General features: G+C 50.8%; 1 pseudogene. It reads left to right on the top strand.

Features of this window, described 5'->3' with window-relative positions:
* A pseudogene (locus tag KVT28_RS26335) lies at window positions 1–242 on the top strand (cytochrome c); the annotation flags it as partial.

The following is a 242-nucleotide window of genomic DNA, read 5'->3' as shown; positions in this document are numbered from 1 at the left end:
AAGTATGTTCTTCTGGAATATGCTGTTTGCCGATAATAAGGCGTTTATTCCGGCAAAAGATAAATCTGATGTGGTTAATCGCGGTGATTATCTGGCCAATGCATTGGCGCACTGCGATACCTGCCATACGCCACGTAACGTGCTGATGGGGCAAAACAATGCTCAGGCCCCCAGCGGTGGCAGCCTGGGCAGTTGGTATGCGCCGAATATCACTCCCGATCAACAAGCCGGCATTGGCAACT

Source organism: Pantoea sp. GbtcB22 (assembly GCF_019091025.1).
Lineage (GTDB): Bacteria > Pseudomonadota > Gammaproteobacteria > Enterobacterales > Enterobacteriaceae > Pantoea > Pantoea leporis.
This window is presented reverse-complemented; position numbering and strand designations above follow the sequence as displayed.